Below are 23908 nucleotides of genomic sequence, written 5' to 3' on the forward strand. Positions count from 1 at the left end.
TGTGAAATACGCCATGACCTTGCAGTACCCAACCATCGCCGATTGCGTCGGCAATACGCCCCTGGTTCGCCTGCAGCGCATTGCTGGGGAAACCAGCAATACCCTCCTGCTTAAGCTCGAAGGTAACAATCCCGCCGGCTCCGTGAAAGACCGCCCGGCGCTGTCGATGATCACCCGCGCCGAACTGCGCGGCCAGATCAAGCCGGGCGACACCCTGATCGAAGCCACCTCCGGCAACACCGGCATCGCCCTGGCCATGGCGGCGGCGATCAAGGGCTACAAGATGATCCTGATCATGCCCGACAACTCCACCGCCGAACGCAAGGCGGCCATGACCGCCTACGGCGCCGAGCTGATTCTGGTGACCAAGGAAGAGGGCATGGAAGGCGCTCGCGACCTTGCCGAGAAGCTGCAGGCCGAAGGCCGCGGCCTGGTGCTGGACCAGTTCGCCAATGGCGACAACCCGATCGCCCACTACACCAGCACTGGCCCGGAGATCTGGCAGCAGACCCAGGGCAACATCACCCATTTCGTCAGCTCCATGGGCACCACCGGTACCATCATGGGCTGCTCGCAGTACCTCAAGGAACAGAACCCCAACGTGCAGATCGTCGGCCTGCAGCCGATGGAAGGTTCGGCCATTCCCGGCATCCGCCGCTGGCCGGAGGAGTACCTGCCGAAAATTTTCGACGCCACCCGCGTCGACCGCGTGGTCGACATGTCCCAGCAGGAAGCCGAGGACACCACCCGCCGCCTTGCCCGTGAAGAGGGCATTTTCTGCGGCGTGTCTTCCGGCGGTGCGGTGGCGGCGATGTTGCGCCTGTCCCGCGAAGTGGAAAATGCCGTGATGGTTGCGATCATCTGCGATCGCGGCGACCGATACCTGTCCACCGGCCTGTTCGACCCGAGCTAAATGTCAAAGAAGAAAAGCAACACCGGCCTGCGCTTCCAGCCGGCCGGTGGCAACCGCACGCCCCAGGTTCCCGTGGGCAAGAAACAGCGCCTGGACATCGAGCGCCTGGCCGGTGACGGCCGGGGCATCGCTTTCCTCGAAGGGCGCACCTGGTTCGTCAGTGGCGCACTGGCCGGCGAAGCGGTCGAAGCGCGCGTGCTCAATGCCCGTGGCAAGGTGGTCGAGGCGCGCCTGGAGCGCGTGCTGCAAGCCAGCCCCGAGCGCCGCCAGGCGCCGTGCCGCCACTACGAGCGTTGCGGTGGCTGCAACCTGCAGCACCTGCCCCATGACGCCCAGCTGGCGCTCAAGCAGCGCACCCTGGCCGAGCAACTGCAACGGGTGGCAGGCGTGCAGCCCGAGGAATGGGCCGCGCCCTTGAGCGGGCCGGAATTCGGTTACCGGCGCCGGGCGCGGGTGGCGGTGCGCTGGGACGTCAAGGCCAAGCGGCTGGACGTAGGTTTCCGCGCCGAGGCCAGCCAGGACATCGTCGCCATCGACGACTGCGCCGTGCTGGTACAGCCTTTGCAAACTATTCTCCGTCACTTGCCCACCGCGCTGCGCTCGTTGGGCAAGCCGCAGGCGATTGGCCATGTGGAGCTGTTCAGCGGCACCGCAGACGCGCTGCTGGTGCGCCATGTGGCGCCGCTGCCGGAGGATGACCTGGCGCGCTTGCAGGCGTTCTGCGAGCAGGCCAACGCGCAGCTCTGGCTGCAAGGCGAAGGGGAACCGGCACCGGTACAGGCGGACGCCAAACTGGGCTTTGCCCTGGCGCCCTGGCAGCTGGAGCTGGCGTGGCGCCCGGGCGATTTCGTCCAGGTCAACGCCCAGGTCAACACGGCGATGATCGAGCAGGCCCTGGCCTGGCTCGCGCCGCAGGCCGACGAGCGAGTGCTGGACCTGTTCTGTGGCCTGGGCAACTTCGCCCTGCCACTGGCGCGCCAGGCCCGTGAGGTGGTGGCGGTGGAAGGTGTGCAGGCCATGGTCGATCGGGCCGCGGCCAATGCCCGGGAAAACAATGTGCATAATGCACGCTTTTTTCAGGCCGATTTATCGCAGCCTTTGGCAGGTGCCGGATGGGCCGCCGAGGGCTTTTCTGCGGTACTCTTGGATCCACCGCGCGACGGTGCGTACGAGGTGGTGCAAGGCATCGCCCGGCTCAACGCCAGGCGGCTGGTGTATGTATCGTGCAACCCGGCCACGCTGGCGCGAGACGCCCAGGTGCTGGTCGGCCAGGGGTACCGGTTAAAAAGGGCCGGGATTCTCGACATGTTTCCTCAGACGGCGCATGTCGAGGCCATGGCGTTATTCGAAGTGGGCTAGCAGGCTGGCCCCTTGGTGTGGCTTCCAGGGAGTGGAGGTCGCACGGTGATAGCCAGCGCACCCGTGTGGTGCGCTGTATGGAAAGGTAAAACAAAGATGGTACAGGTGAGAGTGCACCAGCCGGTCAACACCGACGGCAGTATCAATCTCGATGCATGGCTCGATCATGTGGTGAGCGTCGATTCGGCACTGGATCGCGTGGCGCTCAAGGAGGCGTGCGACTTCACCCAGGAGATCGAGAAGAAAGGCAACCCGGCCAAGCATTCCTGGGCCGACGGTACGTCCAGCTTCCAGGCGGGCCTGGAAATCGCCGAAATCCTTGCCGACCTCAAGCTCGACCAGGATTCGCTGGTGGCGGCGGTTATCTACCGTTCGGTACGCGAAGGCAAGGTGACCCTGGCCGAGGTTGGCCAGCGTTTCGGCCCGGTGGTGTCCAAGCTGATCGACGGCGTGCTGCGCATGGCCGCCATCAGTGCCAGCCTCAGCCCGCGCCAGTCGCTGGTGCTGGGTTCGCAGGCGCAGGTAGAGAACCTGCGCAAGATGCTCGTGGCCATGGTCGACGACGTGCGCGTGGCGCTGATCAAGCTGGCCGAGCGTACCTGCGCGATCCGCGCGGTGAAGGCCGCCGATGACGAAAAACGCCTGCGCGTGGCGCGCGAGGTGTTCGACATCTATGCGCCGCTGGCCCACCGCCTGGGCATCGGCCATATCAAGTGGGAGCTGGAAGACCTGTCCTTCCGCTACCTGGAGCCCGACCAGTACAAGCAGATCGCCAAGCTGTTGCACGAGCGCCGGCTGGACCGCGAGCGCTTCATCAGCGACGTGATGAACCAGCTGCAGAACGAGCTGTTGGCCACCGGGGTCAAGGCCGACATCAGCGGCCGGGCCAAGCACATCTATTCGATCTGGCGCAAAATGCAGCGCAAGGGCCTGGAATTCAGCCAGATCTACGACGTGCGCGCAGTGCGTGTGCTGGTGCCGGAGGTGCGTGACTGCTACACCGCGCTGGGCATCGTGCATACCCTGTGGCGGCACATCCCCAAGGAATTCGACGACTACATCGCCAACCCCAAGGAAAACGGCTACCGCTCGCTGCACACCGCGGTGATCGGCCCCGAGGGCAAGGTGCTGGAAGTGCAGATCCGTACCCACGGCATGCACGAGGAAGCGGAACTGGGCGTGTGCGCCCACTGGCGCTACAAGGGCACCGACGTCAAGCCAAGCTCCAACCACTACGAAGAGAAGATTTCCTGGCTGCGCCAGGTGCTGGAGTGGCACGAGGAGCTGGGCGACATCGGTGGCCTGGCCGAGCAGTTGCGGGTCGACATCGAGCCCGACCGGGTTTACGTGTTCACCCCGGACGGTCATGCCATCGACCTGCCCAAAGGCGCCACGCCGCTGGACTTCGCCTACCGGGTGCACACCGAGATTGGCCACAACTGCCGGGGCGCCAAGATCAACGGGCGCATCGTGCCGTTGAACTACAGCCTGCAGACCGGCGAGCAAGTGGAGATCATCACCAGCAAGCACGGCAACCCGAGCCGCGACTGGCTGAACTCCAACCTGGGCTACGTCACCACCTCGCGGGCGCGGGCGAAGATCGTCCACTGGTTCAAGCTGCAGGCACGTGACCAGAACGTCGCCGCCGGCAAGACCCTGCTCGAACGTGAGCTCAGCCGCCTGGGCCTGCCGCAGGTGGACTTCGAGCGCCTGGCCGAGAAAACCAACGTCAAGACCGCCGAGGACATGTTCGCCTCGCTCGGCGCCGGCGACCTGCGCCTGGCGCACCTGGTCAACGCTGCCCAGCAGTTGCTCGAACCCGAGCGCATCGAGCAGATCGAGCTGGTGCCGCGCAAGCCCACCGGCCCGCGCACCGGCAAGCGTGGCGATATCCAGATCCAGGGCGTCGGCAACCTGCTGACGCAGATGGCCGGCTGCTGCCAGCCGCTGCCGGGCGATGCCATCGTTGGCTACATCACCCAGGGCCGCGGGGTCAGCATCCACCGCCAGGACTGCGCCTCGGTGCTGCAATTGGCCGGGCGTGAGCCGGAGCGCATGATCCAGGTGAGCTGGGGGCCGATCCCGGTGCAGACCTACCCGGTCGACATCGTGATCCGCGCCTACGACCGCCCGGGCCTGCTGCGCGATGTGTCGCAGGTGCTGCTCAACGAGAAGATCAACGTGCTGGCGGTGAACACCCGCTCGAACAAGGAAGACAACACCGCGCTGATGTCGCTGACCATCGAAATTCCGGGCCTGGATGCGCTGGGGCGCTTGCTGGGCAGGATTTCGCAGTTGCCGAACATCATCGAGACGCGGCGTAACCGTACCCCTTGAGACCGCGGCGCCTGCTTCGCGGGCAAGCCCGCTCCCACAGGGATAGGTGCAAGTTTCAAGCTCTGCACTTCACCTGTGGCAGCGGGCTAGCCCGCGAAGAAGGCTCCACCGAAGGACCTGCTTAACATGACCTACACCCTCGAAGACCTGCTGCACCTCATGGCCCGCCTGCGCGACCCGCAGTACGGCTGCCCATGGGACCTGAAGCAGGACTACGCAAGCATCGTCCCGCACACGATCGAGGAGGCCTACGAAGTGGCCGACACCATCGAGCGCGGCGACTTCGAGCACCTGCAGGGCGAGCTGGGCGACCTCTTGTTCCAGGTGGTCTACTACAGCCAGCTGGCCCGCGAGGAAGGGCGCTTCGAATTCGACGGCGTGGTCGACAGCATCACCCGCAAGCTGATCCGCCGCCACCCGCACGTGTTCCCCACCGGCGAACTCTACGCCCCGCTGGACACCCCCAGCCTGGACGAAGCCCAGGTGAAGTCGCGCTGGGAGGAAATCAAGGCCGAGGAGCGCGCGGAAAAAACCACCCCCGAACAACTGTCGCTGCTCGATGACGTGCCGGCGGCATTGCCGGCGCTGTCGCGTGCGGCCAAACTGCAAAAGCGTGCGGCCACCGTCGGTTTCGACTGGCCTGCCGCGCTGCCGGTGCTGGACAAGGTGCGCGAGGAACTCGACGAAGTGTTGCAGGCCATGGCCGACAACGACGCCGATGCCCTCGAAGATGAAGTGGGCGACTTGCTGTTCGCCGCCGTCAACCTGGCCCGCCACCTCAAGCAAGACCCGGAAAATGCCCTGCGCCGCGCCAACCGCAAGTTCGAGCGGCGTTTTCGCTTCATCGAACAAGCGCTGCGCGACAGCGGTCGGCCGATTGAAGCCTGTAACCTTGACGAGCTGGACGCCCTTTGGGGTGAAGCCAAGCGTCAGGAAAAGAACCTGCCCAGCTGCGGCTGAGCGGCTGCATAAGTGAGTGAACATCCATGAGTCTTTCCCTTCGCGACCAATTGCTCAAAGCCGGCCTGGTCAACCAGAAACAGGTCTCGCAGACCAACAAGGCTGAAAAGAAACAGAAACGCCTGGAGCACAAGGGCCAGGTTGAAGTCGACGACAGCCAGCAGCGCATCGCCAAGGAAGCGATGGCCGAAAAAGCCAAGCGCGACCAGGAGCTGAACCGTCAGCAGCAGGAAAAGGCCGAGCAGAAGGCCCGTGTGGCGCAGATCAAGCAGGTGATCGAAGCCACCCGCCTGCCGAAGCTGACCACCGAGGACTACTACAACTTCGTCGATGACAAGAAGGTCAAGCGCATCGCCGTCAACGCCCTGATGCGCACCCGGCTGAGCAACGGGGCGCTGGCCATCGTTTCCCACGCCGGTGGCTACGAGGTGATTCCGCGTGAAGCTGCGGTGAAGATCCAGGAGCGCGACCCTAGCCGCATCCTGCTGCTCAACACCCATGTCGAGGAAGCGGACGAGGACGATCCGTACGCGGCCTACAAGATTCCGGACGACCTGATGTGGTAAACACGAAAAACCCCGCCTCGGCGGGGTTTTTCATGGGAAGACGGTGTCATTGCGTGGTGCGCTGGTTTTCCAGGTCTTCGAGCTCCACGCGGTATTGGTGGGCTTCCTGTTCGTTGTGGAACATCCCGACCAATTGGCCTTGTTGGTGCACATCCCAAATCCGCAGGCCAGCAGCCTGGCCTTCGTGGGACATTTTCGATTCGTCGCGTTCGGTTACTTTGACAGTCATCGTTAAACTCCACTGCTTGAGTTGTCTGCGACACTGTGTCGCACAACCCCTTTATAGAATTTGTTAGCAGGCTAAGTAAATAAAACCGCGATGAAACTATCTTCATGAAACCCCGGAACGCAGAGCGCCTGCCAGGCATGTACCGTTTCTGATGGCGCATCGCGAGCTTTGCTCGCTCCTACAGGGCCATGAACGGATCGCTCTGGTAGGAGCGAGCAAAGCTCGCGATGCGCCGCACGGCGGCGCCAACCACGCGCATAAAAAAGCCCCGCACAAGGCGGGGCTTCGCAAACCCAGGGCTTGAGCCCGCTCAGTTACCTTTCACCGACTTGCCATCGACCGTGCCATCCTGCAGCACGATCACATACTCCTTGCCATCGGTTTCCACCTGGCGCAGTTGCACCAGCAGGTAGTCCCAGTCCTTGGCGAACCACAACTCGGTCACGCGCTTGTTCTGGCTGGGCGCACGCACGCGCTCGACCTTCACCGCCTCGACCTGGCCGGTCTTGGTGGTGACCTTCTCGGTGCCGAGCACGCGGAAGTCGTAGTTGTCGATCTCGTCGCCATCGACCACCTGGTAGGTCATGCTCTTCTTGCCGGCGGCCACATCGTGCTGCAGTGCCAGCTGGTAGGACGACTTGTCCAGCACGCCGCGGTTGAGCGGCAGGCTGATGGCATCCTTGCGGTCGGTGCCAGTGATTTTCTTGGCGGTCCAGTCGAAGGTCAGGTCAACGGTCTTGGCCTTGCCCAAGCCACCGCGCTCGAAGTGGTACTTCTGCGGCAGCAGGGTGTCGTTGTCCATGCGCAGGGTGCTTTGCTCGGTCAGGCTGGCGATCATCATGGACGCCTTGAAATCAAGGTTCCAGCTGCCGTCCTTGTTCTTGACCAGGCTACGCTCGGCGGTGCCGCTCATGGGCAGCTGCTTCCAGTCAGCGGTGTAGCTGGCCGCGAACGGCTTCAGGTCAGCTGCCTGGAGGGGCAGGGCGAGCACGGCGAGAGCCATTAGCAGGGCGCGACGCATAAATTCTCCTAAGGTCGGATCAGGTGACCACTGGCCGGCAGCGGTTGGTCATCCAGTAAGGCACCCTGTTCGCCCAGGCGCAAGCGCCCCTGCGCAAACCAGTGCACCGCCAACGGGTAGATCTGGTGTTCCTGATGGTGGACCCGTTGGGCCAGGCTTTCCACCGTGTCATCAGACACCACCGGTATTACAGCCTGTACGACCAGAGGCCCGCCATCGAGTTCCTCGGTGACGAAGTGCACGCTGCAGCCATGTTCGCCATCGCCTGCTTCCAGTGCCCGGCGGTGGGTATGCAGGCCCTTGTAGCGGGGCAGCAGCGACGGGTGGATGTTGAGCAGGCGGCCCTGGTAGTGGCGCACGAAACCGCCACTGAGGATGCGCATGAAGCCGGCCAGCACCACCAGGTCGGGGGCGAAGCCGTCGATGCGCGCCATCAGCGCGGCATCGAAGGCTTCACGGCCGTCGAACTGGGTGTGGTCGAGCACGACGGTGTCGATGCCCGCCGCCTCGGCCCGTTGCAGGCCATAGGCGTCGGCGCGGTTGGACACCACCGCGGCGATGCGCACCGGGCTGCCCTCAGCGCGGCAACTGTCGATCAACGCTTGCAGGTTGCTGCCGGAACCCGACAGCAGTACCACGACATTGCAGGGCTTGCTCGGCATCAGTGTGCCTTGAGGTTCAGCAGCTCGACCTGGGCAGCACCTTCGGCAGCCTCGGCGATGTGGCCGATGACCCATGGCTGCTCACCGGCGGTGCGCAGTTCGTTCAGGGCGGCGTCGACCTGGTCCTGGGCCACGCAGATGACCATGCCCACGCCGCAGTTCAGCACGCGGTGCATTTCGTGCTCGTCGACGTTGCCTTTTTCCTGCAGGAAGTCGAACACCGCCGGGCGCTGCCAGCTGGCCACGTCAACCACGGCCTGGGCGTTTTTCGGCAGTACGCGCGGGATGTTGTCCAGCAGGCCGCCACCGGTGATGTGGGCCATGGCCTTGACGGCGCCGGTGTTCTTGATCAGCTGCAGCAGCGGCTTGACGTAGATGCGGGTTGGCGCCATCAGCAGGTCGGTCAGTGGCTTGCCGTCGAGCTGGGTGTTCTCGATGTCGGTGCCGGACACTTCGAGGATCTTGCGGATCAGCGAGTAGCCGTTGGAGTGCGGGCCCGAGGACGGCAGGGCGATCAGTGCGTCGCCGGTGGCAACCTTGGAACCGTCGATGATCTCGGCCTTTTCCACCACGCCGACGCAGAAGCCGGCCAGGTCGTAGTCTTCGCCTTCGTACATGCCTGGCATCTCGGCGGTTTCGCCGCCAACCAGCGAGCAGCCTGCCAGTTCACAGCCGGCGCCGATGCCGGTGACTACGGTGGCGGCCACGTCGACGTTCAGCTTGCCGGTGGCGTAGTAGTCGAGGAAGAACAGCGGTTCGGCGCCGCAGACCACCAGGTCGTTGACGCACATGGCGACCAGGTCCTGGCCGATGCTGTCGTGCTTGTTCAGGTTCAGGGCCAGGCGCAGCTTGGTGCCGACGCCGTCGGTGCCGGAGACCAGCACCGGCTGTTTGTAGCCGGCCGGGATCTCGCAGAGGGCGCCGAAGCCGCCCAGGCCACCCATGACTTCAGGGCGTGCGGTGCGTTTTGCCACGCCCTTGATGCGTTCGACCAGTGCTTCGCCGGCGTCGATGTCTACACCGGCGTCCTTGTAGCTCAGGGAGGGTTGCTTGCTCATTGATCCAGGCCTTTAAGAGGGAGGGATTCGTAAAAACGACCAAGACGGCCAAGGCCGGCTGGAAAGCGGCGGCTGCCTGAAACGTCAGTGGTCTGTGAAGACGCGCGATTTTATCAGGGTTGCCGTGCAGCGGCCATCCTCAGGCCGACGGGCAGGGCATGAAAATGGGCATAAATCGTGTTGCCCCCCCGGAACAACCGTAGGAGCGAGCGCAGCTCGCGATGCGCCGCCCAGGCGCCGCTCGATCTCCCGGCCACTGAACCTGTAAAGCCAAACACCTGTCAGACCCAACACATCCCCCCACCCCCTTATCTTTCACCCCTAGCGACTGGTTACCTGCTGCCCCCGTGTATAAGGTATAGGCATTGCGGTAAAAGGACAGGAATCCCCCATGCGTTCAATCACCATTCTGGCAGCCAGTTGCCTGGCCCTGATTTCGCTCACCGCCCAGGCTGAAAATGTCTCCGGGCTCTACCAGGTCCACCAACCGCTCGAAGGGCAGGGCGCCGAAGCCCGCACTGCTGCCACCGCCAAGGCCTTCGAAACCCTGGTGCTGCGCCTGACTGGCGACCCGAAGGCTGCGCAGAACCCGGCCCTGGCCGAGCTGCGCAAAGACCCGCAGCGTATCGTCAACCAGGTCGGCACCGAAGCCGGGCCGCCAGAGGCGGTGTTGGTCGAGTTCGACCCGGGCAGCACCGAGCAGGCCCTGCGCAAGGCGGGCCTGGCCCTGTGGGGCAGCAACCGGCCGTCGATCCTCAGCTGGTGGCTGAACGACAGCGCCGAGGGCAGTAACCTGGTCGGCGATGGCCAGGCCAGTGCCCAACCGCTGCGCCACGCCGCGCAGCACCGTGGGTTGCCGTTGCGCCTGCCGTTGGCCGACCTGCAGGAGCAACTGGTGGCTAATGCCAAGCAGCTCGAAGGCAACGACCCCGCGCCCCTGCGTGAGGCGGCCGAGCGCTATGGCGCCGATGCCCTGCTGGCTGTGCATGCCCAGCAAGCCGATGGCAAGTGGCAGGGCAAATGGCAGCTGTGGCTGGGTAACCAGCGTGAGCAGGGCACTGCCGAGGGCGCCGACCAGGCGGCCCTGGCCGATGCGGTGATGCTGGCGGTGAGCAACCGCCTGGCGCCACGCTACGTCACCAAGCCCGGCAGCAGCGGCCAGGTACAACTGCAGGTACAAGGCATGAACCTGCAGCGCTATGCCGAACTCAGCCGCGTGCTCGAACCCTATGGCCCACACCTGCAATTGGCCGAGGGTGGCACCCTGACCTATGCCGTCAGCGGCAGCCCTGAGCAGTTGCGTGCCCAGCTTGGCCTGGCCAAGTTGCAGGAAGTGCCGGCCGCCCCAGGGACAACGCCTGGCACGAACCCGCCGCCCGCCGCGGCCAAGCCGTTCGACGGCCTGCGTTTTCACTGGTAAGGAGTACCGTTGGTGACTGATATGCGCCGCTGGATCTTGCTCGGCACGGGTTTGCTGGTACTCGTGCTTCTTTATAGCCTGCACAACATCCTCACCCCGTTCCTGGTGGGCATCCTGCTGGCCTACATGGCCGACCCACTGGTCGATCGCCTGGAGCGCCTGGGCCTGTCGCGCACCTGGGGCGTGGTGGTGGTGTTCGGGTTGATCACCCTGGTACTGATGGCACTGCTGCTGGTGCTGGTGCCGATGCTGGCCAAGCAGCTGGTGCGCCTGTACGAGTTGGCGCCGCAGATCCTCGACTGGCTGCAGCACGTGGCCTTGCCCTGGGTGCAGCACAAGCTGGGCCTGGCCGATGGCTTCTGGAAGTTCGACAAGATCAAGGCCGCCATCGGCGAGCACATGGGCCAGACCACCGACATCGTCGGCGTGGTGCTGTCCCAGGCGACCGCGTCGAGCCTGGCATTGATCGCCTGGCTGGCGAACATGGTGCTGATCCCCGTGGTGGGCTTCTACCTGCTGCGCGACTGGGACCTGATGATGGCCAAGCTGCGCAGCCTGCTGCCGCGCCAGCGGGAGGAGCAGGTGGTGAGCCTGGCGGGCGAGTGCCACGAGGTACTGGGGGCGTTCGTGCGTGGGCAACTGCTGGTGATGGTCGCCCTGGGCATCATCTATTCGGCAGGCTTGATGCTGGTTGGCCTGGAACTGGGGCTGTTGATCGGCATGCTGGCGGGGCTGGCGGCCATCGTGCCGTACATGGGCTTCATCATCGGCATTGGCGCGGCGTTGCTGGCGGGGCTGTTCCAGTTCGGCGGCGACCTGTACCCGATGCTGGGCATCGTGGCGGTGTTCATGGTCGGCCAGGCGCTGGAGGGGATGGTGCTGACCCCGTTGCTGGTGGGCGACCGCATCGGCCTGCACCCGGTGGCGGTGATCTTCGCCATTCTTGCCGGTGGCGAGTTGTTCGGCTTCACCGGCGTGCTGCTGGCGCTGCCGGTGGCGGCGGTGATCATGGTGTTGCTGCGGCATGTGCACGATCTGTACAAAGAATCGGACATGTATGCGGGTGATCCTGACCCGGATCTTTGATGACAGCAGGGGCCCGAGGTGAAATCTTCAACGCCCAGGCCCCTCGCCACACACCGCAACTCGTTGATTTTCCTTGCGCTATCTGCCTGCGTGATTGTGCGCCCCGCAATGCGGGTATAGACTTTGCACATTGTTCACCAAAGGCCCCCTGCGGTCGTCCCGACTGCCCGCGAGCATGAAACCACCGATCCAGTTGCCCCTGGGTGTGCGCCTGCGCGATGACGCCACCTTCATCAACTACTATCCGGGCGCCAATGCCGCGGCGTTGGGCTATGTCGAGCGGCTATGCGAAGCCGATGCCGGCTGGACCGAGAGCCTCATCTACCTGTGGGGCAAGCAGGGCGTTGGCCGCAGCCACCTGTTGCAGGCCGCCACCCACCGCTTCCAGCAACGCGGCGAACCGGCCGTGTACCTGCCGCTGGCGCAACTGCTCGACCGCGGCGTGGAACTGCTCGACTACCTGGCCCAGTACGAACTGGTGTGTATCGACGACCTGCACGTGATCGCCGGCAAGGCGGATTGGGAAGAGGCCATGTTCCACCTCTTCAACCGCCTGCGCGACAGCGGCCGGCGCCTGCTGCTGGCGGCCTCGGCCTCGCCCCGCGAACTGCCGATCAAACTGCCCGACCTCAAGTCGCGGCTGACCTTGGCCCTGGTCTTCCAGATGCGCGGCCTGTCCGATGAAGACAAGCTGCGCGCCCTGCAGCTGCGCGCCTCGCGCCGTGGCCTGCACCTGACCGACGAAGTCGGCCATTTCATCCTTACCCGTGGCACGCGCAGCATGAGCGCGCTGTTCGACCTGCTCGAACGGCTCGATCAAGCCTCACTGCAGGCACAACGCAAGCTGACCATCCCGTTCCTGAAGGAAACCCTCGGCTGGTAAAGCCCGTAAACACTGGGCTCTGAGGGGCAAAACGAAAAAGTCACATCTTTTTCGATAAAATTTGCAAATGGCCGTGATAGAGGGCATAGTTTCCCCCTTCTAAAGGATTACAGACACGGTCGTGCCCATGCTGAAGCGCTTCGCACCCCTCGTGCCCCTCGCACTCGTGACCCTGCTTTTTGGCTGCGCGGCCCAAGGCCCGGTTTCCCAGCCTCAGGATCACACCCCGGTTGCCTCGCAATCGGTTACCAAGGCCCATGCTTCTGCTTCTTCCGTTTTCGGCGAAGAAGAACAGGCCACCGAAGATGACCTGGAGGCCTTCTCCAGCAGCAAGCCTTATCAGCTCCCGGTGCTGGCCGACAGCATCCTTGAGCGTGGCATGTCTCTGATCGGCACCCGCTACCGCTTCGGTGGTACCTCGGAAGCGTCCGGTTTCGACTGCAGTGGCTTCATCGGCTACCTGTTCCGCGAAGAGGCCGGCATGAACCTGCCGCGCTCCACCCGCGAAATGATCAACGTCGATGCGCCCAAGGTAGCCCGCAACAAGCTCAAGCCGGGTGACCTGCTGTTCTTCAGCACCAATGGCCGTGGCCGCGTCAGCCATGCCGGCATCTACCTGGGTGACAACCAGTTCATCCACTCCAGCAGCCGCCGCAGCGGCGGTGTGCGCATCGACAGCCTCGGTGACCGCTACTGGAGCAAGACCTTCATCGAAGCCAAGCGCGCCTTGGCCATGGCGCCGACCACCAATATCGCGCGCAACTGATATCAAAATGATGTACCCTGCCACGGCGGCGTAGCTGAAAAAGCTCGCCGCCGTGCGCATTTACAGAAAGCGTCTAATCTAAATTCTCAACTCTTTTTCGGCTGCGGCCCTGCGGTCTCAGACAGGATGTTCTGGCCATGGCGATGATGGCGCGCTTCGCATTCCTTTCCCTGGTGGCACTGCTTGCCGCCTGCTCCAGCCGTGCCCCGGCGCCGGCCCCCGTGGTGCAGCCACGCATTACCTATAGCCAACCCGAAGGCTCGCCCCTGGCAGACGATGTGCTGATCCGGGCGATTGGCCTGGTCGGCACGCCATACCGCTGGGGCGGCAACACCCCGGACTCGGGCTTTGATTGCAGCGGCCTGATCGGCTACGTGTACCGCGACGCGGCCGGCATCAGCCTGCCGCGCTCCACGCGGGAGATGATCGTGATGCGCGCTCCAACCGTGGACATCAACGCGCTGCAGTCCGGCGACCTGGTGTTCTTCGCCACGGGCGGTGGTTCACAGGTCAGCCATGCGGGCATCTACGTGGGCGAGGGGCGCTTCGTGCATGCGCCTTCCACCGGCGGCACGGTGCGCCTGGACTACCTGTCCAACAGCTATTGGTCCAAAGCCTACCTTCAGGCCAAGCGCGTGATCCCGCAGGGTAACCTGGCGCAGAACCGCTGAAACACTGCCCGGCTCACGCCTGCTTGAGCAGCAGCGCCACGCCGGGGTAGTACTGGCCCATCTGGTTGTGCAGCTTGCGGTAGGCATAGGGGAAGTACCAGGCGATGGCGCAGGCGTTGTGCTTCTGCAGGTCTTCCACCAGGTCTTGCAGTTCCTCGGGGCTGGCGTGTTGGCCAACTTTCCACGGGGTGATGAACAGCGCACCGGCGCGCAACTGGCTGGCGTAGGCCATGTGCCGGGCGATGCTGGTGGTTTCCTGCAGGGCTGCGGCCATGTCCAGGCGCGCGACCTTCGGCCAGCGCTGGCTCACGCTCAGGTACAGCGCCTCCTCGGCGCTGCAGATCGACAGGTCGCAGCGCCCCTCCAGCTCACCCTCGTCGCGCTGCTTGTTGCTGGCAAACTGTTGCAGGGTGGCCAGCTCGGCTTGCCAGGCAGCGGCGGCGAGCATTCCGGTGTTGGTCTGGATGCCGTGCCAGTAGGGTGCTTCGGCATCACCGTTGAACTGGTTGAAACGGTCGATGCAGTCGACCCAGCGCTCCAGTACCGGGCTTAGGAACTCCAGGCGTGGGTTGTTGATGATCTGGCCTTGCATGCGGCGCACTCCTGTTGTCGTTGTGATCGCGTCGTGCCGAAAATGATGGCTATGTGATATCACCTTGCTCAGTGTGGCACAAGCCGACGGATCGGCCATTGATCCAGGCCACTTTTGCCAGTGCGCGGCGGCGGGGTTCGATTGACGGTCCCGGTGCAACCCTCTAACCTTCGCGCGTGTTTCAGGTGCCCTGCCAGCCCCCACTTGGCAGGGTGAAACTGGGAAGCCGGTGGCCGCCAACAAGGCGCGAATCCGGCGCTGCCCCCGCAACGGTAGGTGAGTCGAAGCTGCGCACAGCCACTGGGTGAACCCCTGGGAAGGCGCGCAGGCTCCGGGCCAAGGCCCGCTCACAAGCCCGGAGACCGGCCTGAAACTGCCAACGGCATCACGGAGGGTGATGCGCGGTGCACCGTGGCTTGTGCCATTGCTCCTGCGCGTTCTCCGTTTGCCTGCCTTTTACCTGCCGTCGCTGTTCACGCGGCGCCAGCCTGCGGAGAACCCTTCATGAGCGAACCCACCGAACGCGACGAACGCCACCTGGCGCGCATGCAGCGCAAGAAGGCGATCATCGACGAGCGCATTGCCAATTCCCCCAACGAATGCGGCCTGCTGCTGGTGCTCACCGGCAATGGCAAGGGCAAGAGCAGCTCGGCCTTCGGCATGCTCGCCCGCGCCCTGGGCCACGGCATGCACTGCGGCGTGGTGCAGTTCATCAAAGGCCGCAACAGCACCGGCGAGGAGCTGTTCTTCCGCCGCTTCCCCGAGCAGGTGCGCTACCACGTGATGGGCGAAGGCTTCACCTGGGAAACCCAGGACCGCCAGCGCGACATCGCCGCTGCCGAAGCTGCCTGGGCGGTTTCGCGCCAGTTGCTGCAAGACCCAAGCGTGCAGTTCGTGGTGCTCGATGAACTGAACATCGCCCTCAAGCACGGCTACCTCGACCTGGACCAGGTGCTGAGCGACATCCAGGCCCGCCCACCGATGCAGCACGTCATCGTCACCGGCCGCGCGGCCAAGCCCGAAATGATCGAACTGGCCGATACCGTGACTGAAATGGGCATGCTCAAGCACGCCTTCCAGGCCGGTATTCGCGCGCAGAAGGGCGTTGAGCTGTGAGTGAAATGCGCAGCTGCCCGGCAGTGCTGATCGCAGCACCTGCCTCCGGCCAGGGCAAGACCACCGTCACCGCCGCCCTGGCACGCCTGCACCGCAACCTCGGGCGCAAGGTGCGGGTGTTCAAGTGCGGCCCGGACTTTCTCGATCCGATGATCCTCGAACGGGCCAGCGGCGCGCCGGTGTACCAGCTCGACCTGTGGATGATTGGCGCCGAGGAAAGCCGTCGGCTGCTGTGGGAAGCGGCAGCCGACGCCGACCTGATTCTTATCGAAGGGGTGATGGGGTTGTTCGACGGCACCCCGTCCAGTGCCGACCTGGCGCGCCACTTCGGTGTGCCGGTGCTGGCGGTGATCGACGGTACGGCGATGGCCCAGACTTTTGGCGCCCTGGCCCTGGGGCTGGCGCGCTACCAGGCCGACCTGCCGTTCGCCGGGGTGCTGGCCAACCGGGTCGGCAGCCTGCGCCATGCGCAGTTGCTCGAAGGCAGCCTGACCGAGGGCCTGCGTTGGTATGGCGGGCTGTCGCGTGAGCGTGGCATCGAACTGCCCAGCCGCCACCTGGGGCTGGTTCAGGCCAGTGAACTGAATGACCTGGATGCCCGCCTGGACGCCGCGGCCCAAGCGCTGGGCGCCAGTTGCGATGCGGCGCTGCCACCGCCGGTAGCCTTTGCTGCACCTGCGCCGCAGCAGGGCAGTGCTGCCTTGAGTGGCGTGCGTATCGGCGTGGCACGGGACGAGGCGTTCGCCTTCACCTATGGCGCCAACCTCGACCTGCTGCGCAGCCTCGGCGCGCAGTTGGTGTTCTTCTCGCCGTTGCACGACCGTGAACTGCCTGCAGTAGACAGCCTCTACCTGCCAGGCGGCTACCCGGAGCTGCACCACCACGCACTGGCCGCCAACGCGCCCATGCTCGAAGCGATCCGCGCCCACCATGCCCAGGGCAAGCCGCTGCTGGCCGAGTGTGGCGGCATGCTGTACCTGCTCGATGCACTCACCGATGTGGCCGGCGAGCGCGCCGCGCTGCTGGGCTTGCTGCCGGGCGAGGCGACCATGCAGAAGCGCCTGGCGGCCCTGGCCCTGCAAGCGGTGGAGCTACCGGAAGGCACCCTGCGCGGGCACACCTACCACCACTCGCTGACCAGCACCGAACTTGAGCCCATCGCCCGTGGCCTGAGCCCCAACGGCGGGCGTGGCAACGAAGCGGTGTACCGCCTGGGCCGGCTGACGGCCTCCTATGTGCACTTCTATTTCCCTTCCAACCCAGGCGCGGCGGCGGCGCTGTTGCGGCCATGAGCGAACACGCCTACAGCGCCGCCGAGCGCGCCGCGATTTACCGTGCCATTGGCGAGCGCCGCGACATGCGCCACTTTGCCGGTGGCAGCGTAGCCCCCGAGCTGCTTGGCCGCTTGCTGTCGGCGGCGCACCAGGCGCCCAGCGTCGGCCTGATGCAGCCCTGGCGCTTCATTCGCATCAGCCAGCGGGCATTGCGCGGGCGCATTCAGGCGCTGGTCGAGGAGGAGCGGGTGCGCACGGCCGAGGCCTTGGGCGAGCGCTCCGACGCCTTCATGAAGCTCAAGGTTGAAGGTATCGATGACTGCGCCGAAGTGTTGGTGGCGGCGCTGATGGACCACCGCGAAGCACACATCTTCGGCCGCCGCACCTTGCCGGAAATGGACCTGGCCTCGCTGGCCTGCGCCATCCAGAACCTGTGGCTGGCCGCACGCGCCGAGGGCCTGGGCATGGGCTGGGTGTCGCTGTTCGACCCGCAGGCCCTGGCTGCCTTGCTGGGCATGCCCGCCGGGGCCAAGCCGGTGGCGGTGCTGTGCCTGGGGCCGGTCACCGAGTTTTACCAGCAGCCGATGCTGGTGCAGGAAAACTGGGCGCAGGAGCGGCCCTTGAGCGAGATGCTGTTTGAAAACCAATGGGGAGAGCGCCCATGAGCGTGGCCTTGCTGACCGTGGCCGGGGTGGCCCTGGACGCTTTGCTGGGTGAGCCGCGCCGCCGCCACCCGTTGGTGGGCTTTGGTAACCTCGCAGCCGGCCTGGAGCGGCGCATGAACCCTGGCGGCCGTGGCTGGCGCAGCCATGGCGTAAGCGCCTGGTTCATTGCCGTGGTGCCGTTGACCCTGGTGGCGCTGATGCTGTCATGGCTGCCCTATGTGGGCTGGCTGGTTGACGTGCTGGCGCTGTATTGCGCCCTGGGCCTGCGCAGCCTGGGCGAGCATGTGCTGCCGGTGGCCAATGCCCTGCGCCAGGGCGACCTGGAGCAGGCGCGGCGCCGTGTGGGTTACCTGGTCAGCCGGGAAACCCGCGAGCTGGATGAGCCCGCTGTCGCCCGTGCGGCCACCGAATCGGTGCTGGAGAACGGCAGCGATGCGGTGTTCGCGGCGCTGTTCTGGTTCGCCGTGGCCGGTGCGCCGGGGGTGGTGCTGTACCGCCTGAGCAATACCCTGGATGCCATGTGGGGCTACCGCAACGAGCGCTTCGAGCGCTTTGGCTGGTGCGCCGCGCGCATCGACGATGTGCTGAACTATATTCCCGCAAGGCTGGTGGCGCTGACCTACGCGCTGCTTGGAAAAACCCGCCTGGCCCTGGCCTGCTGGCGCAAGCAGGCGCCCCTGTGGGACAGCCCCAACGCCGGGCCCGTGATGGCCGCCGGAGCCGGTGCGCTGGGCGTCGAGCTGGGCGGCCCGGCGGTGTACCACGGTGAATTGCACGAGCGCCCGCGCCTGGGCGAAGGGCCCATGGCCGATGCCGACGCCATCGAGCGCGGCTGGGGCCTGGTGCAGCGTGGCGTGTGGTTGTGGGTGCTGTTGATCTGCCTGGGAGCCTACCTGAATGCTTGAGCACGGTGGCCGCCTGCTGCGTGCAGTGCAGCAATACGCAATCGCCCGGGAAGACTGGCTCGACCTGTCCAGCGGCATCGCGCCGTGGCCTTACCCGATACCGCCCATCCCGCTGGATGCCTGGGCACGCTTGCCAGAAGTCGAAGATGGCCTCGAAGCCGCGGCGCGGCGCTATTACGGTGCCTCGCACCTGTTGCCGGTGGCCGGCTCGCAAGCGGCCATCCAGGCCCTGCCCACGCTGCGCCCACGCGGGCGAGTGGGCGTGTTGTCGCCTTGCTATGCCGAACACCCCCACGCCTGGCAGCGTGCCGGGCATCAGCTGGTGGAGCTGGATGAAAGCCAGGTTGAGGGTGCCCTCGACAACCTCGATGTGCTGGTGCTGGTCAACCCGAACAACCCCACCGGCCTGCAGGTTTCGCGCGAGCGCCTGCTGGCCTGGCACGCGCGGCTGGCTGCGCGCGGTGGCTGGTTGCTGGTAGACGAAGCCTTCATGGACAACACCCCCGAACACAGCGTGGCCGATTGTGCCGAGCGCCCGGGGCTGATCGTGCTGCGTTCGTTCGGCAAGTTCTTTGGCCTGGCCGGTGTGCGGCTGGGCTGCGTCCTGGCAGCGCCACCACTGCTGCAGCGCCTGGGCGAACTGCTGGGGCCCTGGACCGTCAGCGGCCCGACCCGTGTGCTGGCCCAGGCCTGCTTTGCCGACGCGCCCGCGCACCTGGCGCAGATCGCGCGTTGTGCCCAGGCCAGCCAGCGCCTGGCCGGCCTGCTGGCCAGCTTCGGCCTGGCGCCCAGCGGCGGCTGCGACCTGTTCCAGTACGTGCGCAGCGCCCGCGCCGCCCACTTGCATGACTTCCTGGCCCGCCGTGGCATCCTCGTGCGCCTGTTCGCCGAGCCTGCCGCCGTGCGCCTGGGCCTGCCCGCCTGCGCCGCCGATGAACAGCGCCTGGCCCAGGCCCTGGCCGATTATCAGAAGGAAACGGCATGACCACCCTCATGGTGCAAGGCACCACCTCCGATGCCGGCAAGAGCACGCTGGTCACCGCCCTGTGCCGCTGGCTGCTGCGCCAGGGCGTTGGCGTGGTGCCGTTCAAACCGCAGAACATGGCGCTCAACAGTGCCGTGACCGCCGACGGCGGCGAGATCGGCCGTGCCCAGGCCGTGCAGGCCCAGGCTTGCCGCCTGGCGCCGCACACCGACATGAACCCGGTGCTGCTCAAGCCCAGCAGCGACACCGGCGCGCAAGTGATCATCCATGGCCGTGCGGTCACCAGCATGAACGCGGTGGCCTACCACGACTACAAGGCCATCGCCATGCAGGCCGTGCTGGCCTCGCACCAGCGCCTGAGCGCTGCCTACCCGGTGGTGATGGTCGAAGGCGCAGGCTCGCCGGCCGAGATCAACCTGCGTGCCGGTGACATCGCCAACATGGGTTTTGCCGAGGCGGTGGACTGCCCGGTGATCCTGGTGGCAGACATCAACCGTGGCGGGGTGTTCGCCCACCTGGTCGGCACCCTGGAACTGCTGTCGCCCAGCGAGCAGGCGCGGGTCAAGGGGTTTGTCATCAACCGCTTCCGGGGTGACATCGCCTTGTTGCAGCCAGGCCTTGACTGGCTGGAGCAACGCACCGGCAAGCCGGTGCTGGGGGTGTTGCCCTACGTCACCGACCTGCACCTGGAGGCCGAGGACGGCATCGACCGGCGCCAGGGCAGCAAGCACGCGCGCGTGCTCAAGGTGATCGTGCCGGTGCTGCCGCGCATCAGCAACCACACCGACTTCGACCCGTTGCGCCTGCACCCGCAGGTGGACCTTCAATTCATTGGCCCAGGCCAGCCGATTCCGCCGGCCGACCTGATTATCCTGCCAGGCTCGAAGAGCGTGCGCGGTGACCTGGCGCAACTGCGCGCCCGTGGCTGGGACCAGGCCATTGCCCGGCACCTGCGTTACGGTGGCAAGCTGATCGGTATCTGTGGTGGCCTGCAGATGCTCGGCAGCGAGGTGCACGACCCGCTGGGCCTGGAAGGCCCAGCAGGCTCCAGCCCGGGGTTGGGGTTGTTCGACTATGCCACGGTGCTCGAAGCCGACAAGCAATTGCGCAACGTCGCCGGCACCCTGAACCTCGAAGCTTCGGCGGTAGCCGGTTACGAGATCCATGCTGGGGTCACCACGGGCCCCGCGCTGCAGCACCCTGCCGTACAGCTGGCCGATGGCCGCAGCGATGGTGCCATCAGCGCCGACGGGCAGATCCTCGCCACCTACCTGCACGGCCTGTTCGAAGGCAGCCAGTCGTGCGCCGCGCTGTTGCGTTGGGCGGGCTTGGAAGATGCCCTGACCATCGACTACGAGGCGCTGCGCGAACGGGATATCGAACGCCTGGCGGACCTGGTGCAGCAACACCTGGACACCGCGCACCTGCGCACCCTGTGTGGAGTCGCCTGACATGCTCAACCTGATTCTCGGCGGTGCCCGCTCCGGCAAGAGCCGCCTGGCCGAGCAACTGGCCAGTGACAGTGGCCTGCCTGTGACCTATATCGCCACCAGCCAGCCGCTGGACGGCGAAATGAACGCCCGTGTGCGCCTGCACCGCGAGCGTCGCCCGGCTGACTGGGGCCTGATCGAAGAGCCGTTGGCCCTGGCCCGCGTACTGCGCGCCGAAGCCGCCGCTGGCCGATGCCTGCTGGTGGACTGCCTGACCCTGTGGCTGACCAATTTGCTGATGCTCGACGACGACCAGCGCCTGGCCGATGAGCGCGATGCGCTGCTGGAGTGCCTGGTGCAGTTACCCGGCACGGTGATTCTGGTCAGCAACGAAACCGGCCTGGGCGTGGTGCCCATGGGCGAGCTGACTCGGCGCTATGTCGACCTGGCCGGCTGGCTGCACCAGGCCGTGGCCGAACGCTGCCAGCGCGTGGTGCTGACCGTTGCCGGCCTTCCTCTTATGCTCAAAGGACCTGCTCTATGACAATCGCCTGGTGGCGTGATGCCTGCCAACCCCTCGACCTCGCCGCCATGGACCAGGCCCGCGCCCGTCAGCAGCAGCTGACCAAACCCGCCGGCTCGCTGGGCCAACTGGAAGGGCTGGCCGAGCGCCTGGCCGGCCTGCAGGGTTGCGAACGCCCCAGCCTGGAGCGTGTCGCCATTACCATTTTCGCCGGTGACCACGGGGTGGTGGAGGAGGGCATCTCGGCCTATCCGCAGGCGGTGACCGGGCAGATGCTGCGCAACTTCGTCGGCGGCGGCGCGGCAATCAGCGTGCTGGCGCGCCAGCTGCAGGCCAGCCTGGAAGTGGTTGACCTGGGCACCATCGACCTGGCGCTGGCGCTGCCTGGGGTACGCCACTTGCACCTGGGTGCCGGCACCGCCAACTTCGCCCGCGAGCCGGCCATGACCGATGAGCAACTGCAGGCCGCCTTGCAGGCTGGCCGTGACGCGGCATTGCGCGCGGCGGCGGCCGGCGCACAGCTGTTCATCGGCGGTGAAATGGGCATTGGCAATACCTCTGCCGCCGCCGCGCTGGCCAGCACGCTGCTGGAGTGCCCGGCACGTGAATTGAGCGGCCCCGGCACCGGCCTGGACAGCGCAGGGGTTAGCCACAAGGCTGAGGTGATCGAGCGTGCGCTGGCCTTGCATGGCCTGGAGCGTGATGACCCGTTGCGGGCCTTGGCCTGCGTCGGCGGCTTCGAGATCGCCGCCCTGGCCGGGGCCTACCTGGCCTGCGCCCAGCAGGGTATCGCGGTGTTGGTGGACGGCTTCATCTGCAGTGTCGCCGCGCTGCTGGCCGTGCGCCTGAACCCGCAGTCCCGCGACTGGCTGCTGTTCGCTCACCAGGGTGCGGAGCCTGGGCACAAGGCCTTGCTGGCTGAGCTGCAGGCCCAGCCGCTGCTGGCCCTGGGCCTGCGCCTGGGCGAGGGCAGCGGCGCCGCCTTGGCCGTGCCGCTGCTGCGCCTGGCCTGTGCCCTGCACGGGCAGATGGCGACCTTTGCCGAGGCCGCCGTGGCGGACCGCCCGGCATGATCCTCGACCTGCTGCGCCATGGTGAAACCGAGCAGGGCGGTGGCCTGCGCGGCAGCCTCGACGATGCCCTGACCGCCAAGGGCTGGGCGCAGATGCACGAAGCCGTGGCCGCTGCCGGCCCCTGGGATGTACTGGTCAGCTCGCCGTTGCAGCGTTGTGCACGCTTCGCCCAGACGCTGGGGCTGCCCGTTCAGCTGGAGGCTGATCTGCAGGAATTGCATTTCGGTGAATGGGAAGGCCGCAGTGCCTTGCAGATCATGCAAACCCAGGCCGAGGCCCTAGGGCAGTTCTGGGCCGACCCTTACCGCTTCACGCCGCCAGGGGGCGAGCCGGTCAGTGCCTTTGCCGATCGCGTGTTTGCCGCGGTCGAACGCTTGCAGCAGGCGCATGCCGGCAAGCGCGTGCTGCTGGTCACCCATGGTGGCGTGATGCGCCTGCTGCTGGCGCGCGCCCGTGGTTTGCCCCGGGAGCAGTTGCTGCAGGTCGAGGTCGGCCACGGCGCGCTGGTGCGCCTGGTAATGGGGGAAGACGGCGTGCTGGGCGAGGAGGCTTGAGATGCTGCCGTTCTGGATTGCCCTGCAATTTCTAAGCAGCCTTCCGGTTAGCCTGCCGGGCATGCCCGAGCCACGGGAAATGGGCCGCTCGCTGTTGTGCTATCCGCTGGTAGGGCTGCTGTTCGGCCTGCTGCTGTGGCTGGCCAGCCTTGGCCTGCAGGGCACCGCAGCGCCGCTGCAGGCGGCCCTGTTGCTGGCGCTGTGGGTGTTGCTCAGCGGGGCGCTGCACCTGGACGGGCTGGCCGACAGTGCCGATGCCTGGCTGGGGGGCTTTGGCGACCGCGAGCGCACCTTGCTGATTATGAAGGACCCGCGCAGCGGGCCGATTGCCGTGGTTACCCTGGTCGTGGTGCTGCTGCTGAAATTCTGTGCCCTGTGGGTGCTGGTGGAGCGGGGTGCAGGTGCCTTGCTGGTGCTGGCGCCGGTGGTGGGGCGGGCGGCGATGCTGGGTTTGTTCCTGAGTACGCCTTATGTGCGCAAGGGCGGCTTGGGGCAGGCGTTGGCCGAGCACCTGCCGCGGCGTGAGGCTGGCGGGGTGTTGCTGGCGTGCGCAGGGCTGTGCCTGGTGCTGGGTGGCTGGCAGGTGGTATGGCCGCTGCTGGCGGCGCTGGGGGTGTTTTGCGGGTTGCGGCGGATGATGTGCCAGCGCCTGGGCGGCACGACCGGGGACACGGCGGGGGCATTGCTGGAGTTGCTGGAACTCACTGTGCTGGTGGGTTTGGCTGTTTGACCTGTGCTGGCCTCTTCGCGGGGCAAGCCCGCTCCTATGTATGGACTCGCCAACATTGTCTAGCTGCTTTTGAACATGGTTACCCGGTTGCATCTATGTATCAGGCCTGTTCGAGGAAGCTATTCGCTTC

25 protein-coding genes and 1 riboswitch are annotated in these 23908 nt (G+C 65.9%); of the genes, 20 read left to right on the top strand and 5 right to left on the bottom strand.

The window, feature by feature from the left end:
• Nucleotides 1–13 precede the first annotated feature (13 nt).
• The 5 genes from cysM (at nucleotide 14) to F3J45_RS25095 (ending at nucleotide 6135) form a co-directional block, all read left to right on the top strand.
• Nucleotides 14–913, top strand: a complete 900-nt coding sequence (cysM, locus tag F3J45_RS25075; protein WP_205300209.1) for a cysteine synthase CysM — start codon at nucleotides 14–16, stop codon at nucleotides 911–913.
• Nucleotides 914–2272: a 23S rRNA (uracil(1939)-C(5))-methyltransferase RlmD gene (rlmD, locus tag F3J45_RS25080; protein WP_167069513.1), complete on the top strand. Its 1359-nt coding sequence runs from the start codon at nucleotides 914–916 to the stop codon at nucleotides 2270–2272. It begins immediately after the preceding gene.
• A gap of 96 nt (nucleotides 2273–2368) precedes the next feature.
• Complete coding sequence (gene relA, locus F3J45_RS25085; protein ID WP_167069515.1) at nucleotides 2369–4609, top strand: GTP diphosphokinase; 2241 nt, start codon at nucleotides 2369–2371, stop codon at nucleotides 4607–4609.
• 126 nt (nucleotides 4610–4735) lie between these two features.
• Nucleotides 4736–5569, top strand: coding sequence for a nucleoside triphosphate pyrophosphohydrolase (gene mazG, locus F3J45_RS25090; RefSeq protein ID WP_167069516.1), 834 nt, complete (start codon nucleotides 4736–4738; stop codon nucleotides 5567–5569).
• 26 nt (nucleotides 5570–5595) lie between these two features.
• The gene (locus F3J45_RS25095) at nucleotides 5596–6135 is read left to right on the top strand and encodes a DUF2058 domain-containing protein (RefSeq protein WP_167069518.1); all 540 of its coding nucleotides are present in this window, start codon (nucleotides 5596–5598) and stop codon (nucleotides 6133–6135) included.
• Between the two features lie 46 nt (nucleotides 6136–6181).
• Here the strand turns inward: F3J45_RS25095 and F3J45_RS25100 are convergent, their stop codons facing one another.
• The 4 genes from F3J45_RS25100 to purM all read right to left on the bottom strand — a co-directional run bounded on the left by F3J45_RS25100 (nucleotide 6182) and on the right by purM (nucleotide 9105).
• Entirely contained in the window at nucleotides 6182–6364 is a 183-nt protein-coding gene (locus F3J45_RS25100; protein WP_167069520.1) for a hypothetical protein, read from the bottom strand.
• Nucleotides 6365–6674: 310 nt separating this feature from the next.
• Entirely contained in the window at nucleotides 6675–7385 is a 711-nt protein-coding gene (locus F3J45_RS25105; RefSeq protein ID WP_167069522.1) for a DUF3108 domain-containing protein, read from the bottom strand.
• Nucleotides 7386–7393: 8 nt separating this feature from the next.
• Complete coding sequence (gene purN / locus F3J45_RS25110) at nucleotides 7394–8047, bottom strand: phosphoribosylglycinamide formyltransferase (RefSeq protein ID WP_167069524.1); 654 nt, start codon at nucleotides 8045–8047, stop codon at nucleotides 7394–7396.
• A complete protein-coding gene (gene purM, locus F3J45_RS25115; protein WP_167069526.1) occupies nucleotides 8047–9105 on the bottom strand; it encodes a phosphoribosylformylglycinamidine cyclo-ligase in 1059 nt (352 codons plus the stop codon). Before purM ends, purN begins: the two co-directional genes overlap by 1 nt.
• A gap of 391 nt (nucleotides 9106–9496) precedes the next feature.
• Here purM and F3J45_RS25120 point away from each other — a divergent pair, with 391 nt between their 5' ends.
• The 5 genes from F3J45_RS25120 to F3J45_RS25140 all read left to right on the top strand — a co-directional run bounded on the left by F3J45_RS25120 (nucleotide 9497) and on the right by F3J45_RS25140 (nucleotide 13931).
• Complete coding sequence (locus tag F3J45_RS25120) at nucleotides 9497–10525, top strand: DUF2066 domain-containing protein (RefSeq protein ID WP_167069528.1); 1029 nt, start codon at nucleotides 9497–9499, stop codon at nucleotides 10523–10525.
• Between the two features lie 21 nt (nucleotides 10526–10546).
• Nucleotides 10547–11611 carry an AI-2E family transporter gene (locus F3J45_RS25125; RefSeq protein WP_240164703.1) on the top strand — a complete coding sequence of 355 codons (1065 nt, stop codon included), beginning with the start codon at nucleotides 10547–10549 and terminating at the stop codon, nucleotides 11609–11611.
• A gap of 175 nt (nucleotides 11612–11786) precedes the next feature.
• Nucleotides 11787–12494 (top strand): DnaA regulatory inactivator Hda, encoded by a 708-nt coding sequence (gene hda / locus F3J45_RS25130; RefSeq protein WP_008092169.1) that lies wholly within the window; start codon nucleotides 11787–11789, stop codon nucleotides 12492–12494.
• 151 nt (nucleotides 12495–12645) lie between these two features.
• Nucleotides 12646–13260 carry a C40 family peptidase gene (locus tag F3J45_RS30625; RefSeq protein WP_205300672.1) on the top strand — a complete coding sequence of 205 codons (615 nt, stop codon included), beginning with the start codon at nucleotides 12646–12648 and terminating at the stop codon, nucleotides 13258–13260.
• Between the two features lie 137 nt (nucleotides 13261–13397).
• Nucleotides 13398–13931, top strand: coding sequence for a C40 family peptidase (locus tag F3J45_RS25140; protein ID WP_167069534.1), 534 nt, complete (start codon nucleotides 13398–13400; stop codon nucleotides 13929–13931).
• 13 nt (nucleotides 13932–13944) lie between these two features.
• Here F3J45_RS25140 and F3J45_RS25145 read toward each other — a convergent pair whose 3' ends face one another.
• Nucleotides 13945–14523 (bottom strand): hypothetical protein, encoded by a 579-nt coding sequence (locus tag F3J45_RS25145; RefSeq protein ID WP_167069536.1) that lies wholly within the window; start codon nucleotides 14521–14523, stop codon nucleotides 13945–13947.
• Between the two features lie 166 nt (nucleotides 14524–14689).
• A riboswitch (cobalamin riboswitch) is annotated at nucleotides 14690–14909 on the top strand.
• A gap of 118 nt (nucleotides 14910–15027) precedes the next feature.
• Here F3J45_RS25145 and cobO point away from each other — a divergent pair.
• The 10 genes from cobO to F3J45_RS25195 are packed head-to-tail and all read left to right on the top strand — an operon-like array spanning nucleotide 15028 to nucleotide 23778.
• Nucleotides 15028–15639 carry a cob(I)yrinic acid a,c-diamide adenosyltransferase gene (gene cobO / locus F3J45_RS25150; RefSeq protein WP_167069538.1) on the top strand — a complete coding sequence of 204 codons (612 nt, stop codon included), beginning with the start codon at nucleotides 15028–15030 and terminating at the stop codon, nucleotides 15637–15639.
• A 5-nt stretch (nucleotides 15640–15644) separates the two neighbouring features.
• Nucleotides 15645–16931: a cobyrinate a,c-diamide synthase gene (locus F3J45_RS25155; protein ID WP_240158551.1), complete on the top strand. Its 1287-nt coding sequence runs from the start codon at nucleotides 15645–15647 to the stop codon at nucleotides 16929–16931.
• A complete protein-coding gene (bluB, locus tag F3J45_RS25160; RefSeq protein WP_167069542.1) occupies nucleotides 16928–17578 on the top strand; it encodes a 5,6-dimethylbenzimidazole synthase in 651 nt (216 codons plus the stop codon). The genes F3J45_RS25155 and bluB overlap by 4 nt, the downstream gene beginning before the upstream one ends.
• Nucleotides 17575–18483 (top strand): adenosylcobinamide-phosphate synthase CbiB, encoded by a 909-nt coding sequence (gene cbiB / locus F3J45_RS25165; protein ID WP_167069544.1) that lies wholly within the window; start codon nucleotides 17575–17577, stop codon nucleotides 18481–18483. Before bluB ends, cbiB begins: the two co-directional genes overlap by 4 nt.
• On the top strand, nucleotides 18476–19468 hold the full coding sequence (gene cobD / locus F3J45_RS25170) for a threonine-phosphate decarboxylase CobD (RefSeq protein ID WP_167069546.1): 993 nt from the start codon (nucleotides 18476–18478) through the stop codon (nucleotides 19466–19468). Before cbiB ends, cobD begins: the two co-directional genes overlap by 8 nt.
• On the top strand, nucleotides 19465–20919 hold the full coding sequence (locus F3J45_RS25175; RefSeq protein ID WP_167069548.1) for a cobyric acid synthase: 1455 nt from the start codon (nucleotides 19465–19467) through the stop codon (nucleotides 20917–20919). The genes cobD and F3J45_RS25175 overlap by 4 nt, the downstream gene beginning before the upstream one ends.
• Before the next feature lies 1 nt (nucleotide 20920).
• The gene (gene cobU, locus F3J45_RS25180) at nucleotides 20921–21442 is read left to right on the top strand and encodes a bifunctional adenosylcobinamide kinase/adenosylcobinamide-phosphate guanylyltransferase (RefSeq protein WP_167069550.1); all 522 of its coding nucleotides are present in this window, start codon (nucleotides 20921–20923) and stop codon (nucleotides 21440–21442) included.
• Complete coding sequence (gene cobT / locus F3J45_RS25185; RefSeq protein WP_167069552.1) at nucleotides 21439–22494, top strand: nicotinate-nucleotide--dimethylbenzimidazole phosphoribosyltransferase; 1056 nt, start codon at nucleotides 21439–21441, stop codon at nucleotides 22492–22494. Before cobU ends, cobT begins: the two co-directional genes overlap by 4 nt.
• A complete protein-coding gene (gene cobC, locus F3J45_RS25190; RefSeq protein WP_167069554.1) occupies nucleotides 22491–23048 on the top strand; it encodes an alpha-ribazole phosphatase family protein in 558 nt (185 codons plus the stop codon). The genes cobT and cobC overlap by 4 nt, the downstream gene beginning before the upstream one ends.
• A gap of 1 nt (nucleotide 23049) precedes the next feature.
• Nucleotides 23050–23778, top strand: coding sequence for an adenosylcobinamide-GDP ribazoletransferase (locus F3J45_RS25195; protein WP_167069556.1), 729 nt, complete (start codon nucleotides 23050–23052; stop codon nucleotides 23776–23778).
• Nucleotides 23779–23908 lie beyond the last annotated feature (130 nt).

The sequence above is a fragment of the Pantoea sp. Ap-967 genome (genome assembly GCF_011752565.1).
In the GTDB taxonomy this organism is placed as follows: Bacteria; Pseudomonadota; Gammaproteobacteria; order Pseudomonadales; family Pseudomonadaceae; genus Aquipseudomonas.